Below are 15,081 nucleotides of genomic sequence, written 5' to 3'. Positions count from 1 at the left end.
AGAAAGCGGAACGGCGTTCGCCTTTGCGTCCCGCGAGGCCCCAGAGACGGACTGTTAAGCAGCCGGCGGCATCCTGCTTCCGCACTTGGGAGGACAGCCGTGGCGCGGCCTCTGCAGAAGCCAGCAGAAGCGCTGGCGCCCCCGCTCGGCCGAAAGGCCGCTCCGGCCCTGGTCGTGGCCGTGCCGCCGGACGGCGATGGTCCGGCCCGACGCCTGCAGCGGGAACTGGAATGCGCCCTGGCCGGCGGGCCTGAAGACCTGCGCTGGTCCGCCCGCCGTTCGACGGCCTTTGCGCTGGCCGTGAACGGCGCGCTCTGGCTGGCCCTGGCGGGCGGTCTGCGCACCGTCCTCTAGCTCGCGTAGTACTTCTTGTAGTCGGCGTAGTAGTAACCAGGATCGCCATAGCCGTACCGGGCTTGCTGACGCATATCCATCTGGGTGAGAGCGACGCCCGCCACATGGCCGCCGGTGCCCTCGAACTGGCGGAAGGCGGCCTCGATCGCCTGCTGTGGCGTCTTCCGCCAGCGGGCGAGCAGCACCACCGTGTCCACTTTGGACGCCAGGACGCGGGTGTCGGCGACGGGGAGAACCGGGGCGGTGTCGAGCAAAACTAGGTCGTAGCGCGAGCGCAGGTCCGCCAGGAGGCGATCCATGGCGCCGGACCCGAACAGGTCCTTCGGCGTAAAGGCGCCCGGCGCCAGTGACAGGAAGTGGGCGCCCGACGCCTTGTCGGCGATGATCGCCTCCTCAAGCTTGGCCGCGCCGCTGAGCACTTCAATGAGGCCGCAGGTGGGCTCCTGCCCCAGGATGCGGTTCACGGTCCGGCGCCGGATATCGCAGTCGACGACCACGACCCGCGCGCCCTGCAGGGCGACCGTGCGGCCGAGGCAGACGGCGGTGGTGGTCTTGCCTTCGCTGGGCAGCGCCGAGGTGATGGCGACGATCCGGACCGGTTCGCCCAGGCGGGCATAGGTGATTGACGCGCGGAGGTTCCGGAACGCTTCGCTGAACCCTGAGAGGGGCTTTGCGACCACATAGTCGATGGGCGAGGCTGCGCCTTCGGCCACCGATGAGAGCAGCGGAATGGCGCCGAGATAGGCGGTGTCCAGTTTCCGCTCGACGTCCTCGGCGGTGGCGAGGCCGGAATCCAGCAGTTCCGCCACCACGACCGCGCCGCCGCCGGCGGCCACGGCCAGGAGCGCGCCTAGCAGCAGGTTCAGGCCGACATTCGGCGAGCTCTGGCTGGTCGGCACCTTCGCGCGGGAGACGATGCGGGCGTCCGACTGTTCGATGCCCTGCTGAGCGCTGGTCTGCTTGTAGCGGGCAAGATAGCTCTCATAGAGCGTCCGGGAGGCCTCGGCCGTGCGTTCGAGCTCGTTCAGCCGCACCATGGCGCGGTTGTTGGCGGCGAGCGTGCCCTTGGCCCCGCCGAGGCTGCCGGCCAGGGCCGCGGCGCGTTGTCGGGACACCGCGGCTTTCGCCTCCAGGTTCGAGATGATCCGCTGAATCTCCTGGTCGATCTGGGCGTCGATGTCGGAGAGCTGGCGCTTGGCCTTGAGCATCTCGGGGTGGCGCTCGCCATAGCGCCCCTGGAGATCGGCGACCTGGCCGCTGACCTGGGCCCGCTGCGCGCGAAGTTGCTGGACGACCGGGGAACTCAGGGCCTCGCCCACATCGTCCCCCGACGAGCCGGCGGCCAGCTGACGCCGTGCCGTGGCCAGGCGCGCTTCGTCCTCGGCCACCTGCGCCCGCGCCTGGGCGAGGGTCATGTTGTAGTTCGAGATCTCCTGCTCGGTGAGGCTGGTGCCCGAGGCGCTGAGGAGATTGTTGGCGATCTTGAACTGCTGGACCGCGGCTTCGTCGGCGATCACCTGGGCGCGGAGGCTGCTCAGGCGTTCATTCAGCCAGTTGGTCGCCTGCTGGGTGGCGTCGAACTTCGCCTCCATCTGCTCGAGCAGGTAGAGCTCGGCGTACTTGTTGGCGATGGTTGCCGCCTTGGCGGGGCTCTTGGCCTCGTAGTCGATGCGGATGACGTAGGTGAGGCCCGAACGGCGCACGGACAGGCCGCTGAGCACGGCGTCGATGACGGCGTCCCGCTGCCGCTCCAGCTCTAGCCTCGTCGGCGTCTTTGCGGGCGTCCCTATGCCAAGGGCATCCCTGGCCCCGGCGAGGATCGCCCCCATGCCCTTGGGCTTGCGGAGGACGGCGTTGAATTCCGGATCCTCGTCGAGCTTGAGGGCCTTGACCACGCGGCCGGCCAGTTGCCGCGACTTCAGGACCTCGACCTCGGTGTCGACGGCGCCGGAGTCCGCCGGCAGGCCCGAGAGCACGGCCTCGGCGTCCATGACCTTCTCGGTCCGGGTGTCCAGCATGACGCTGGCCGTGGCCGTGTACTTGGGCGTCGCCTGGACGGTCACGAGCACCGCGGCCAGGAACACCAGCAGGGCGATGGCGGAGAACAGCCGGATACGACGCAGGAACGTCGCATACAGCCGCCGCAGGTCGAGTTCACCGAACTGCCCGCGCGATGGAGAACGGTTCTCCGCACCGACCGGCGCAGACGCATGAATGTTCATGTGCAGCCTCTAAACCGGCGGCTCGCATCCTGATGGACCAAAGCCAGACTCCCCTGTCGCCGTGATGACGACAGCGCGCGCAGCCGCACGCTTCGAACTCAGAACTGGGCGGTGAGGGTGGCGAAGACCTTGTGCTGCTTGTAGCCGACGCCCACGCCCTTCACGACGTCGCGGCGGTCGAAGCTCCAGCCCCCCGTCACGCCGAGGCCGCGGTTGAGCAGATAGGTCGCGCTGAGGCCGGCGGCCTGCCGCTCGTCGCGGCGGCCGACCACGTCGTACTCGTCCTCGCCGTAGCTCGCGCGGGCGGTGAGGATCACGTTGCGCAGCAGCTCGTGATCAACCACGACGCCCACATTATTGGCCAGATAGCCGCCGGACCCGGGCGTGGCGCTGTCCTCCACGCTCCGCGAGCCGCTGAAGGTCACGGTGGTGAGTTGGGTCGGGAACCATTCGAGCTCGGCCCGGACGCCGAAGCCGTCGATCTTGTCGAGGCGGGCATCGTCGAACTTCTGCTCCAGGTAGCCCACGGCCAGTTCGCCGCGGAGCAGGGCGCTGAGCTCGAAGTTCGTCCCGGCCAGCACCTGATAGCCGTCGGAGTCGCGTCCGAGATCCGTGGCCGAGCCGTTGTAGTCGTAGTTCCGGTCGTTGCCGGTCACCTCGACGAAGACGGCGGAGGCGGGGCTGACCGCATAGTCGATCCGACCGCCGTAGGTTTGGATCACGCGGTCGCGGTAGCTCTGGTCGACCCGGCCGCCGCCCACGCGGTCGACGGACTGATAGTCATAGCGACGCGCGTCGTAGCGGGCCGTGAAGCGCAGCCGGTTCACGGTGTGTTGGCCAACCAGGCCGAAGACGCCCAACTTGTAGCGCACGGGCTCGGCGGCCAGACCCGGGCTGTCGGGCGAGGTGCGCGGCTCGGTGAGCTTGGAATAGTCGATGTTGCCCCGCAGGTTGGTGAAGCGCAGGACGTCCATGCGGCCGTTGGCGCCGACGGAGTAGTCGGTGGTGTTCTCGTCCTTGGCGTCGGAATAGCGGCTGAGGGTGGTGCGGGCGTAGGCGCCGATGGCGTGCCGGTTCCAGTCGGACGACAGCGAGACTTCCGGCGTCACGCGCCAGATCACGTCGTCCTCCTCGAGGCCCTCGGTGGCGTAGATGTTGTCGTTGTACTCGGCGGTGGCCGTCACCTTCGGGTACAGCAGCAGAGTCCCGGCGCGCAGGCCGCGGGCCTCGTAGCCCTCCCGCGGGCGTTGGGAGACGCTGATGTTGCGATCCCGGGCGAAGAGGTCCGCCGCGTCGGTAGGCAGGGCCACCCCGATGCGCTCGCCGCCCTGCGGCGATGTCGATGACGGCCCCGCCGGCTGAGCGATGCCCGCCCCAGCCATGCCCAGCACAAGAGCCACGGCCGTTCCGGCCGCAAGGACGCGCTTATCCCCGTTCACAGCTTTCCCCTGCTCTCATTGAATTTCGTCAGGCCCGCGCCTCCCCGACGCGCGCCTGACGACCAACTTCTCACTCAGTCACTGGCCGGTCCGAACGCCTGGCCGGTCCGGCGGTCAGCCCAGACCGGGCAGATAGTCCGGATCGGAGTTCTCTTCCGTATCGACACGGGTAGGCGTGTCGGTCTGGGTTTGAGGTTGCGTGGTCGTGGTCTGAGTGTTCGTCGCCGCCGTGTTGGTGGTCGGCGGCGCCAGCGCCACGGCGATGCCCTGACTGGCCAGGTTGTTCTGGGCGACGGCCACCGCGGCCGCCACCACGGCGTCGGACGCGCCCGAGGCGGCCACGACGGACTCCGTCGCCGCCTGCGGATCGGCGCCGGAAGCGACGGCCGTAGCGATGGCGGCAGCCACTACTTGGGTCTGGGCCGCCTGGACGCCGGCCAGGACCGCGCCCTGCAGCGCGCCGGCCTGGCTGAGGTTGGAGACGGCCTGAGCCACGGCGACATTGGCCACGGTCGGCGGAGCCTGGGCGGCGGCGAGGGTGGAATTGACCGCCGCTTCCACAGCGGCGGGCGTCACGGCGCCGCCCGTCTGGACGACCACGGCCTGGACCGCGGCGGTGACGGCCGCGCCGACCACCACCTGCTGCACGGTCGTGGCGACATTGGCGCTGAGCCCTTCGCCCTGCAGGGCGACGGCGGCTTGCGCCAGGGCCTGGGCCGCCACTTGCGGCGGGACCTGGGCCACTTCCTCGGCGATCACCTGCTGGATCAGATCGTCGAGATTCGAAGCCCCCTCGTTCTCGCGGACGACCTCGGCGACGCGCTCGGCGATCTCCGCGGCGAGGGCCGCGGGCGCCTGGGGCGCTTCAGCGGCGGCAGGCGCCTGGCCTTGAGCGATGGCGAGGCCGCCGACGGCGAGAGATGCGAAGAGGGCGGTGGCGACGCGCGCGCCTGCGCCCTTGCGAGTGAACACACCAGCCATACTGACCCCCAATCCGTAGCGGTGTTCGTTGCGCCGGGTTCATAATCCAGTGGTCGCCGAGAGTCTATAGTTGCGATTTCGAGGCTCGGTTACTGCTGCTTTTCTAATCAGCGAGCGCCGCTAATCGTGCGAGTTGAAATAATCGCGCGCGAGTTGAAATTTCCGCAGCAACAGGGCCGCGGCGACGCGCCCGGCCGGATCGCTTATTTCCCCAAGCAGGGCTTCCACCCGACCGGCCTGGCCATGGAGCCTGTGGACAGTCTCGATTTCGTAGAGCGCCGCCTGCCGGGTGGAGGGATCGAGGGCCGGCCAGTTCTCCAGGGCCAGGCGGCTGCGGCGCAGGGCCGCCCGGGGATCCACCGGCAGGAGCCGGTAGGAGAGCGCCAGCTGGTCCTCGGCGGCGGCAGAGAGATAGCCCAGACGGTCGCGCTCGAGGCCGGCGAGACTCAGCCGGGCGGCGGTGTTCATCGGCGAGAGCGCCAGGGCTTCACGGAGCCTGTCCTCGGCGGCTGCGAGGTCTTCGGGACGTCCGCCGGCGGCGAGGCGGTCGGCGGCCAGGCTGTAGCCGTGGCTGAGCCCGAGGCGGACCGGTCCTGCGCCTACGGCGCCGCCGGTGTTCAGGGCGACGAGGCCGGCAAGGCCGCAGGCGGCCGCCAGGGCGGCGACGGCGGCGGCGAGGAAGGCGGGCGAAGGCGTCTTCATCGGACGGACGATCCCTGGGCGGCGCTGAAGCCCAGACCCAGCAGCAGGCTCCACAACATGGCGATGGAATAGAGTTCGAGGGCGAAGTCGCTGGCCCCGTGGACCAGGACGACCACGCTGGCGGCGAGGAGGCCGAACAGGATGGGCTTCAGGCGGGTGCGGCGCAGGGCGTTGCGCACGGTCAGGGCGAGGACGGCGCCGATGGCGGTGAACATCGGCAGGGCGCCGAAGAGGCCGGCCTGCTCCAGCCAGTTCAGATAGACATTGTGGGCCGCAGCGGCGGTCCAGACGCTCTGGATGCTGGCGGCGGCGGTGACCATGCGGTGCACGGTGTCGAAGGTCCCCAGGCCGTAGCCCATGAGCGGGGCGGCCTTGAATGCCTCCCAGTGCATCTGGAACAGCAGCCGCCGGCCGTCCGCGTCCCAGGCGTTGGTCGCCAGGCGGTCGAGCAGGCGGTCGCCGAAGATCCCCAGGGCCGCGGCCGCCAGCAGCAGGCCGCCCAGGCTGAGCACGGCGGCGCGAGAGAGCTTCACCGCCCCGCCGAAGGTTAGGAGGGCGATGAAGGCGACGAGGCCTAGGGCCGTGGCGACGAATCCGCCCCGGGACGCCGTCGCCAGGACCGCAACCAGGATCAGCAGCGCGAGGCCGCCCGCGGGCGCGGTCTTGCTGAACCGCAGCTGCGGCGGGGCGGCCCGGGCCCGGGAGACGGTGACGCCAAGCGCCGCCATCAGGAGCGCGCCGAACATGGTAGCGGCCGGGTTGGGCATGCGGAAGGGCGCCCCCAGCCGCAGGCCGCCGGCGCCCAGCGGATCGGCGGCGAAGGCGATCAAGGACCAGAGCGCGAGGCCGCCCGCAAAAACGGCGATGACGCCTGCCGTCAGTCGGGCCCGGTCGTCGGACGAGCCCAGGCCCAGGCCGAGGGCGAACACGGCGGCGAGGCCCAGGAGCTTGAACAACTCGGTAAGGGTGCGCGACTTGTCCACGGTGGAGGCCGGCGGCGAAACGCCCGCATAGTCCCAGACCGGATGCGGCCCGCCGGGCGCCCATGGCGTCAGCGACCAGACGATCACAAGCAAGGCGAGGCCGAAGGCGGCCGCCGGGGTGGTGAGCCCGCGGATCCGATTCAGGTCCCGGCGCAGGGCCGGGTCGAACAGGGAAAGCCCCAGCAGGATCGCTGCAGCGAGGGCCAGCGTGAAGGCGGGTTTCGAGAGCGCCGCGCCCGCCGGCGCCCACTGGGCGGCGAAGACAAGCAGCGGAGCTGCGAGGGCCAGCCAGCGTCCCCCCAGCCCCCACCAGCGCGGACTCCAATACGGAGCCGACGGACCTGCGTTCTCCCGAATCTGCACGCGTACCCCCGTTATCGGGGCGCGAGAAAACTCTAGCCGAGGCGGGTGGGCAAGGGCGGCTCGGCGCCCGCGGAGGTCGCGGGCTCGGCCCCGGACGCCGGCAGCGCCCAGCGGGTGGATGAGCCAGCCACTTGGCGCTGGAGCCAGCGATAGCCGGTCTTGCTCCAGGGCAGGATGTAGGGGGTCAGGTTGTCGAGGGCGTAGGCGCCGCTGGCGGTCTCCACCAGCAGCACGGCATGGCGCTCGCCCTTGGGCGTCACCACGACGGCGATGGACAGGGCGTCGCGCCGCACCCCGGCGGCGAGCAGGGCCCGGCGCTTCTCCAGCACATAGTCTTCGCAGTCGCCGAATCCGACGCCGGCCTGGAGCGGCAGGCTCCAGAACTCGTCCACGCCATAGGCCTCGATGTCGGCCTTGCGGGCGATGGCGCGGTTGATGCGGTCGTTGACGCTGGTGAGGGTCGCCCAGAGCTTCGGCGTCAGCTCCACCGCCTCGGGGGCGAGCGCGGCTTCTATGGCCGCCGCCGGCGGCGCGGCGTGGGCCGCCGGCGCGGTGCGCAGCAGGGCCGACCAGTGGGGCTGGATCGCCGAGACGGCCTCGGCGGCTTCGGCGGCTGCAAGTTCCGGCGCTGATTCAGCGGCGGCGGGCGTGAGCCTGACGGCGGCGAAGGCGCCGCCGCATTCGGCGGGCTCGCGCTGGCAGAAGGCGATGAAGCCCTGCGGCGGAGCGGCGCGCAGGCCCAGGGGCATGGGGGAGGAGGCCTCGGGGGTGGTCGCGCAGGCGGCGGCCGAGCAGGCCAGGAAGATCATCAGCGCATACTGCGCGAGTGTGTTGATTTGTCGCACTTGGCCACGTCCCAATTCTTGGGTTGCGGCCTCCGGTATTGCAGGTGCTGCTTAACTGCGGCTGTATGATTGTGGACTATGACTAGCAAACAACTATGGTTGAGTTGCAATTTACCATGAACTTTCACTGAAAGTGGCGGTTATTTATTTAAATCGCTGTTATCCAAATTTTGCCGCTCAGGGCTGCGGCCTGGGGTTGCAGGCGGGGCTATTCCGCGCGCGGGCCGGCTGAAGTAAGAAAAGCGCCGTTCGGGAAACCGCGGTTGCGGAGTTATTGCGTCATGACGAGACTGTTCGGCCTGCTGATGGCCGTCACGGCCCTGGCTCTGACCTCGCCGACTGTGGCTGCGGCGCAGAAAGCCGAAGCCACGCGCGAGGTGCCCGAATACCGGCTGGGTTCGGGCGACAAGATTCGCGTGATCACCTACGGCGAGGACTCCCTGACGGGCGAGTTCCAGGTGAGCGGCGCCGGGAAGGTGTCGCTGCCGCTGGTGGGCGAGGTCGAGGCCGCCGGGCTCACGGCCCGGGAATTCCAGGAGCGCGTCGAGGCGGCCCTGAAGGACGGCTACCTGAAGGAGCCGCGAGTCAGCGTCGAGGTGCTGAATTACCGGCCGTTCTACATCCTGGGCGAGGTCACCAAGCCGGGGGAATACCCCTACACCAACGGCCTGACCGTGCTGAACGCCGTGGCGACGGCCAACGGCTTCACCTACCGAGCCAACAAGAACAAGGTGTTCATCAAGCGCGCCGACGGCGACAAGGAAGAAGAATACCCCCTGACCAGCACGACCCAGGTCGCGCCGGGGGACACCATCCGCATCGGGGAGCGCTTCTTCTAGGCCCAACTCCGCGTTAGACGAGGGAGATGACCTCCGCAGATCACATCCTCTACGGCGTTCCCCATTCGCTCTACACGGGCAAGACGCGGGCCTACCTGCGCAAGCAGGGGATTGTGTACGAGGAGCGGACCCCGGCCTCGCCCGAGTTCCGCGAGCAGATCATGCCGGTCATCGGCCGGTCGATCATTCCGGTGGTCGTCACCCCCGACGGCGAGATCATCCAGGACACGGTCGACATCCTCGACCATTTCGAGGCGACGGGCGCTCGGGTCAGCGCCTATCCACCGGGCGCCCGGCAGCGGGTGCTGGCCCATGTGCTGGAGCTCTACGCCGTCGTCACCCTGAGCCGCCACGCGATGCACTACCGTTGGTCCTATTTCGACCAGCAGGAGGCCTTCCTGGTGGACGCCTTTGCCCGGGGCTCAGGCCGGGAGGCGGCCGAGGCGGTGATGCGGCGCATGGCCTCGTACCTGCCGGGGCTGGGCGTCACGCCCGAGACGATCCCGGTGATCGAGGAGTCGTACCGGCTGCTCCTGGCCAATCTCGAGGCCCATTTCTCGGTGCACCCCTACCTCTTCGGGGGCGAGCCGTCGGTGGGCGACTACGGGCTGTTCGGGCCGCTGTTCGCGCACCTTGGCCGCGACCCCATCCCTGCCGACCAGATGAAGCGCGAGGCTCCGCGGGTGGCCCGCTGGGTGGAGCGCATGAACGCCCCCGACCCCGACCTGCCGGAGTACCGGGACTATCCGCCGGCCTATCTCGACGGCGACGCCGTGCCCGAGACCCTCGCGCCGCTGCTCGCCCAGGTCGCCGAAGAACTGCTGCCCGAGGCCGAGGCCAAGCTCGCCGCCTTCCGGGCGTTCGTGGAGGCCAACGACCCGCAGGAGGGGGCGCCGGTGGCGCCCAAACCGCATCAACGGGTGATCGGCCTGACCGCCAGCAGCTTCCGGGGCGTGGCGTGCGAGACCGTGCTGCAGCCCTACATGCTCTATCTGTGGCAGCGGGTCACGGACGCCTGGGAGGCGCTGGAGCCGCGGGCGGCGGATGAGGTCCGGCAATACCTGGGCCGCTTCGGCCTCGACCGACTGCTCACGGCCGAGCGGCCGATCCGGGTGGAGCGGCGGAACCACATCGAGGTGTGGGGCCCGCGTCAGGGCGCGTCGCTGGCCGGCTGAGCGGGCTTCAACGCAAACGGTCCGGGAAGGTCCCGGGCCGCAGGGCGTCGTATGCGGAGGCGGGGCCTAGCGGCGCTGCTGCGCCTCGGCCGCCGCCTTGGCCTTGTTGGCCTCGCTGACCACATAGTGCCAGATCATCTCGGCCTCCCCGGGCGCCAGCAGGGTCTTGAACGAGGCCATGCCGCGGGCGGCGCGCGATCCATCGATCACCACGGCGTTCCAGTCGGCCAGGCTGTTCAGGGTGGTGGAGTAGCGCAGGTCGGGGATCGACTTGTCGGCAACCGCGGCCGCGCCATGACAGCCTGAGCAGACCCGGGCATAGGCGGCTTGGCCGGAGATGACGTCCTCGTTGGTGCCGGTGAGGAGCGGCGGATCCAGGGTCTGCCGGATCGTGCCGGCCTGGGCGGCCGTGAACGGTTCGGCGGGCAAGCGGGCCTCGCCTCCCAGCTTGTAGACCAGCAGGCGGGAGTTGTTGGCGCTGACCGGGCTCGTTCTCTGCTGGCCGTCCGGCAGGCCGCGGGCCCCGGCCAGGACGGCCACATACTGTTCGCCGCCGATCTCATAGGACATCGGTGCGGCGACGATCTTGGCCTGCGTCGGTTGGGACCACAGCCGACGGCCGGTCGCAGCGTCATAGGCGTCGAAGGTCCCGGCGTGGTTGCCGGAGAAGACGAGGCCGCCGGCCGTCGCCATCACCCCGCTCGACCCATAGACGGCGTTCTCCACGCGCCAGACTTCCTTCGCCTGGACGGGGTCCCAGGCCTGCAGGTAGCTGCGCACGGCCCCACCCTTGGGCGCGCCCGGCTGCTTGTAGAGGGGCAGGGCGGCGGCGGCGTCGACCCCCGTGTTGTAGGCGCGGTCGCTGACCTTGAGCTCCGCCGTGCTGCCGTAGGGGCCGTTGTTCTCGGTCACCGGCAGGTACACGAGGCCGGTCCGGGGGCTGTACGACCAGGGGTGCCAGTTGTGCGCTCCCAGGGGGCCGGGCGAGACGATCACCGGCTCGCCGGTGCGGTCATAGCGCGCGGCGGGGCGCTCGACGGGGCGGCCGGTGGCGAGATCGACGCGCTCGGCCCAGTCCACCGGCGCGAACTTCTCGGCCGACAGCAGGGCGCCGGTGCGCGCATCCAGGACATAGAAGAAGCCGTTCTTGGGAGCCTGCAGGACCACCCGGCGCGGCCGCCCGCGCCACGGAAGCGTCGCGACCATGATCGGTTGGGCGGCGGTGAAGTCCCAGGTTTCGCCCGGCGTGGTCTGGTAGTGCCAGCGATAGGCGCCGGTGTCCGGATCGAGCGCGACGATGGAGGACAGGAACAGGTTGTCGCCGCCGCCGGGGCTGCGGAACCGCTGGTTCCACGGGGTGCCGTTGCCGACCCCGATGTAGAGGAGGCCGGTCTCGACGTCATAGGCCATGCCGTCCCAGACCGTGCCGCCGCCGCCGAGCTTCCACCATTCGCCAGTCCAGGTGCGAGCCGCCTGCTCGAGCTCGGGCGTTTCGAAGCCCGCGGCAGGATCCCCCGGCACGGTGTAGAAGCGCCAAAGGCGCCGGCCGGTGGCGGCGTCATAGGCGGTGACATAGCCGCGGGCGTTGTAGTCGGCCCCGCCGTTGCCGATGATCACCTTGTCCCGCACGATCCGGGGCGCCCCGGTGATGGTGTAGGCGCGTCCGGGTTCGGTCGTCAGCACGGACCAGATTTCCTGGCCGGTTCGGGCGTCCAGGGCGATCAGCCGGCCGTCGAGGACGCCCAGGTAGATGCGGCCCTTCCAGGCGGCGACGCCGCGGTTGACCACGTCACAGCAGGCGATCTGGGCGACCGCGGGATCGACCTTCGGGTCATAGGACCAGAGCGGCCGGCCCGTGGCCGCATCGAAGGCCTTCACCTTGCTCCAGGCGGTGGTGACGTAGAGCACCCCGTCCACGACGATGGGGGTGGCCTCCTGGCCGCGCTCGGTGTCGATGTCGGCGTACCAGGCCAGGCCCAGCTGTCCGACGGTCTTGGTGTTCACCTGGGCGAGGGGGCTGAAGCGCTGTTCATCGTAGGTGCGGCCGACCGCGAGCCACTCGCCGTTGCGCTCGGCGCTGCGCAGCCGCCGCTCATCGACGCCCGCCGACGGCGACGCACCCGCCACAAGGAGCAAGGCGGCCAGGGCGGTCGTCAGCGCCATCGCCCCGCCGCGCCGGAAGTTTCGCGCGCCCGGGAGCCGCGCCCTCCCACGATCCGTCGCCAGCGTCATTTGCCCCTCCATTGCTGACATCATCACCATAAAGGCCGGTGGCCAACTTTGTGAATGTTGGATCGCCCTGGCGAATCCGGCCGGATGTGTCGCCGGATACAGCGAGAGCGTATTGACGATCAAACCATTATGATCTCCATTCAGCGCCACAATAGGAGACGCTCCAAAGGGGGGAACCAATGCAGCGCGCGCTTCTGGCGTCGGCGTCTTTTGCCGCCATCGCCCTGACCACGCCGGCCTTCGCGCAGGACGGCGGGGGCTCTGTCGTCGATGAGCTCATCGTCACCGCGCAGAAGCGCGAGGAATCCATTCAGGACGTGCCGATCGCGGTGTCGGCCTATAGCGAGGAGGCCCTGCGGGCGCAGCGAATCGACGGCGTGGGCAACCTCGTGCAGTCGGTGCCGAACCTTACGTTCCAGCGCCGGTCCCTGCGGACCAACTTCCAGATTCGCGGGGTGGGGGCCCAGCTGATCGCCACCACGGGGGACGATGGCGTCGGCGTTCACCTCAACAACGCCCCGCTCACCGCCAACCGTATCGCAGACGCCGAGTTCTTCGATGTGCAGCGGGTGGAAGTGCTCCGCGGTCCGCAGGGCACCCTCTACGGGCGCAACGCCACCGGCGGGGTGGTGAACGTGATCACAAGCAAGCCCGAGCATCAGTTCAGCGCGGGCGTCACGGCAGAGCTGGGCAACTACGACACGCGGCGGGCCCAGGGTTATCTGAACCTGCCCCTCGGCGACATGTTCGCCGTGCGCCTGGCGGCCTTCGGCCTCGACCGCGAGGGCTACACCCGCAACACCGTGGACGGCCGGCGCATCGACGGCCGGGAGATCCTGGCCGGCCGCGCGACCCTGCTGTTCGAGCCGACCTCCACGTTCAGCGCCACCCTGATGTGGGAGGGCTTTTCCGAGGACGACACCCGCGGCGCGCGCAAGGCGCTCTGCAAGTATGACGCCGGCCCGGCGACGGTCGGCGGCGTCGCCACCGGCGCGGCTCAGGCGGCCTTGAGCCAGGGGTGCCTGACGGCCTCGGTCTATGGCGACGACGTGTATGACGCCGCCAATGTGCTCGCCACGTTCCCCGGCATCCTCGGGCGGCAGATCGGCCTGTGGACCGCGGATCCGAACGCCGGGGCCACCGTGTCGCGTAACCTGCGTGAGGTGGAGGTGGTCGGCCGGCCGGTCTACCGGCCGCGCACCGACATCTATCAGCTGAACCTGGAATGGCAGGCCACGCCGAACCTGACGGTGACGTCGCTCACCGGCTATGCGGAGAACGAGAGCTACGCCCGCGGCGACACCACGGGGGTCCGCACCCTCCGGCCCTTCGGCGTCACCCGCTTCACGCCCGCCGGCACGCTCACCGACGGGCAGTTCGGGGTGACGGACCGCTTCCAGGCCGAAGCCGGGGCCGCCGCGCACAGCGAGCAGTGGAGCCAGGAACTGCGACTGCAGTCCGACTTCGACGGACCGATCAACTTCAGCCTCGGCGGCATTTACCTCGACTACGAGACCAGCACGACGACCTATTCGGCCTCGAACGTCACGACCCTGGCCACGCAGGTCCTAGTGCCCACGGCCTATGTCGATCCTCTGGCTGATCCGGACTTCACCGGCCACAACTACTTCATCAGCCTGACGGAATACGACCTCACCTCGAAGGCGCTGTTCGGCGAAGTTTACTGGCAGGCGACCGACACCCTGAGGATCACGGGCGGTCTGCGCTACACCGACGACCGGAAGAAGACCCGGGGCTCCGGCGCCACCCTGCTGGCGCCCGGGCGCGGCCCGACCTTCAGTCCCGAGCAGCGCGTGCGGTTCAAGGAGACGACCGGGCGACTCAACGTCGACTGGTCGCCAGACCTGCCGTTCACGGACAGCACCCTGATCTACGCCTCCTACGCCAAGGGCTATAAGGGCGGCGGCTTCAACCCGGCCAGCGTCGTCACCATGGGCCTGCGGGAGGCGTTCGCCCCCGAGTTCGTCAACGCCTATGAGATCGGGACCAAGAACACCCTCCTGGGCGGCGCCATGGTCCTCAACCTCACCGCCTTCCAGTACGACTACAAGGGCTACCAGATCGCGCGCAGCGTGAACCGGTCGATCTACAACGAGAACGTCGACGCCACGATCAAGGGCGTCGAACTCGAGGGAATCTGGGAGCCGGTGCAGAACCTGCGGCTGAACGCCAACATAGGCTATCTCCGTACCCGCATCGACGAGGGAAGCGCAGTCGACACCTTTGACCGCACCCACGGCGACAGCCGGTACATCTACGCCAACGCCACCACGGGCGGCTGCATCCTGAACGCCGCGGGCGTGGCCGATCTGCTGCGTAATCCGGTGGGGCCGGCCGTCCTGGCGGGTGTGGCGTGCAGCGGTCCGGCGACCATGATCGCGCGGCTGACCGCCGCCGGGGTCGCCCCGGCTGCAGCGGACGCGCTGGCGGCGGGGGTGTACTCCTACGATCCCGGCGTCGCCCTCTATTCGACCGGGGCCGGCGAAGGGGTGGTTCAGAGCCTGGTGGGCAACGACCTGCCGGCGGCGCCCAAGTGGACTGTCTCGCTCGGCGCCCAGTACCGCTGGACCCTGCCGGGCGGCTGGGAGGCGACGGCGCGCGGCGACTACTACCGCCAGTCCCAGAGCTACATGCGCTACACCAACCACCCGACCGATCGCATCCGGGCCTGGGACAACGTCAACGCCACCCTGACCCTGGACCGGCCGGAAAACGGCCTGAGTGTCCAGCTCTTCGTCAAGAACCTCCTCGACGACGACACCATCGTCGGCTTCGACATCTCGGACGAAAACCTCGGGGCTCTGCGGAACGTGATCCTCCTGGATCCGCGCACCTACGGCGTCGCCGTCACCAAGCGCTTCTGACGGTGTTCCCCTACCGGGCGGCGGCCGGCCGGGCCGCCGCCCGATCTTTTCCATGGCGCGC

The 15,081-nt window shown here is 69.5% G+C and carries 11 protein-coding genes; 4 read left to right on the top strand and 7 right to left on the bottom strand.

What is annotated here, in order from left to right; translation table 11 throughout:
- Nucleotides 1–99: 99 nt before the first annotated feature.
- Nucleotides 100–354, top strand: a complete 255-nt coding sequence (locus BO64_RS00440; RefSeq protein WP_496401294.1) for a hypothetical protein — start codon at nucleotides 100–102, stop codon at nucleotides 352–354.
- Here the strand turns inward: BO64_RS00440 and BO64_RS00435 are convergent.
- The 6 genes from BO64_RS00435 to BO64_RS00410 form a co-directional block, all read right to left on the bottom strand.
- Nucleotides 351–2,576 (bottom strand): GumC family protein, encoded by a 2,226-nt coding sequence (locus tag BO64_RS00435; RefSeq protein WP_496401293.1) that lies wholly within the window; start codon nucleotides 2,574–2,576, stop codon nucleotides 351–353. The genes BO64_RS00440 and BO64_RS00435 overlap by 4 nt on opposite strands.
- 98 nt (nucleotides 2,577–2,674) lie before the next feature.
- Complete coding sequence (locus tag BO64_RS00430) at nucleotides 2,675–3,976, bottom strand: outer membrane beta-barrel protein (RefSeq protein ID WP_496401292.1); 1,302 nt, start codon at nucleotides 3,974–3,976, stop codon at nucleotides 2,675–2,677.
- 153 nt (nucleotides 3,977–4,129) lie between these two features.
- The gene (locus tag BO64_RS00425; RefSeq protein WP_496401291.1) at nucleotides 4,130–4,996 is read right to left on the bottom strand and encodes a hypothetical protein; all 867 of its coding nucleotides are present in this window, start codon (nucleotides 4,994–4,996) and stop codon (nucleotides 4,130–4,132) included.
- A gap of 120 nt (nucleotides 4,997–5,116) precedes the next feature.
- Nucleotides 5,117–5,698, bottom strand: coding sequence for a hypothetical protein (locus BO64_RS00420; RefSeq protein ID WP_496401290.1), 582 nt, complete (start codon nucleotides 5,696–5,698; stop codon nucleotides 5,117–5,119).
- Nucleotides 5,695–7,044 carry an O-antigen ligase family protein gene (locus BO64_RS00415; protein ID WP_496401289.1) on the bottom strand — a complete coding sequence of 450 codons (1,350 nt, stop codon included), beginning with the start codon at nucleotides 7,042–7,044 and terminating at the stop codon, nucleotides 5,695–5,697. The genes BO64_RS00420 and BO64_RS00415 overlap by 4 nt, the downstream gene beginning before the upstream one ends.
- Nucleotides 7,045–7,076: 32 nt before the next feature.
- Nucleotides 7,077–7,853 carry a transglutaminase-like cysteine peptidase gene (locus BO64_RS00410; protein WP_496401288.1) on the bottom strand — a complete coding sequence of 259 codons (777 nt, stop codon included), beginning with the start codon at nucleotides 7,851–7,853 and terminating at the stop codon, nucleotides 7,077–7,079.
- Between the two features lie 317 nt (nucleotides 7,854–8,170).
- On the opposite strand from BO64_RS00410, the gene BO64_RS00405 reads away from it, so the two are divergent.
- Entirely contained in the window at nucleotides 8,171–8,728 is a 558-nt protein-coding gene (locus BO64_RS00405) for a polysaccharide biosynthesis/export family protein (RefSeq protein ID WP_496401287.1), read from the top strand.
- A 26-nt stretch (nucleotides 8,729–8,754) separates the two neighbouring features.
- Nucleotides 8,755–9,903, top strand: a complete 1,149-nt coding sequence (locus BO64_RS00400) for a glutathione S-transferase family protein (RefSeq protein ID WP_496401286.1) — start codon at nucleotides 8,755–8,757, stop codon at nucleotides 9,901–9,903.
- Between the two features lie 66 nt (nucleotides 9,904–9,969).
- Here the strand turns inward: BO64_RS00400 and BO64_RS00395 are convergent, their stop codons facing one another.
- A complete protein-coding gene (locus BO64_RS00395) occupies nucleotides 9,970–12,066 on the bottom strand; it encodes a PQQ-dependent dehydrogenase, methanol/ethanol family (protein WP_496401285.1) in 2,097 nt (698 codons plus the stop codon).
- Between the two features lie 248 nt (nucleotides 12,067–12,314).
- Between BO64_RS00395 and BO64_RS00390 the strand changes: the two genes are divergently transcribed.
- Nucleotides 12,315–15,020: a TonB-dependent receptor gene (locus BO64_RS00390; protein WP_496401284.1), complete on the top strand. Its 2,706-nt coding sequence runs from the start codon at nucleotides 12,315–12,317 to the stop codon at nucleotides 15,018–15,020.
- Nucleotides 15,021–15,081: the final 61 nt, after the last annotated feature.

The organism is Phenylobacterium composti DSM 19425, from assembly GCF_059568645.1.
This window is presented reverse-complemented; position numbering and strand designations above follow the sequence as displayed.

Coding starts and splice junctions, on each gene's coding strand:
- BO64_RS00435 (WP_496401293.1), bottom strand. CDS start 2,576: ATGAACATTCATGCGTCTGCGCCGGTCGGTGCGGAGAACCGTTCTCCA.
- BO64_RS00425 (WP_496401291.1), bottom strand. CDS start 4,996: ATGGCTGGTGTGTTCACTCGCAAGGGCGCAGGCGCGCGCGTCGCCACC.
- BO64_RS00420 (WP_496401290.1), bottom strand. CDS start 5,698: ATGAAGACGCCTTCGCCCGCCTTCCTCGCCGCCGCCGTCGCCGCCCTG.
- BO64_RS00410 (WP_496401288.1), bottom strand. CDS start 7,853: ATGATCTTCCTGGCCTGCTCGGCCGCCGCCTGCGCGACCACCCCCGAG.
- BO64_RS00405 (WP_496401287.1), top strand. CDS start 8,171: ATGACGAGACTGTTCGGCCTGCTGATGGCCGTCACGGCCCTGGCTCTG.
- BO64_RS00400 (WP_496401286.1), top strand. CDS start 8,755: ATGACCTCCGCAGATCACATCCTCTACGGCGTTCCCCATTCGCTCTAC.
- BO64_RS00395 (WP_496401285.1), bottom strand. CDS start 12,066: ATGGCGCTGACGACCGCCCTGGCCGCCTTGCTCCTTGTGGCGGGTGCG.
- BO64_RS00390 (WP_496401284.1), top strand. CDS start 12,315: ATGCAGCGCGCGCTTCTGGCGTCGGCGTCTTTTGCCGCCATCGCCCTG.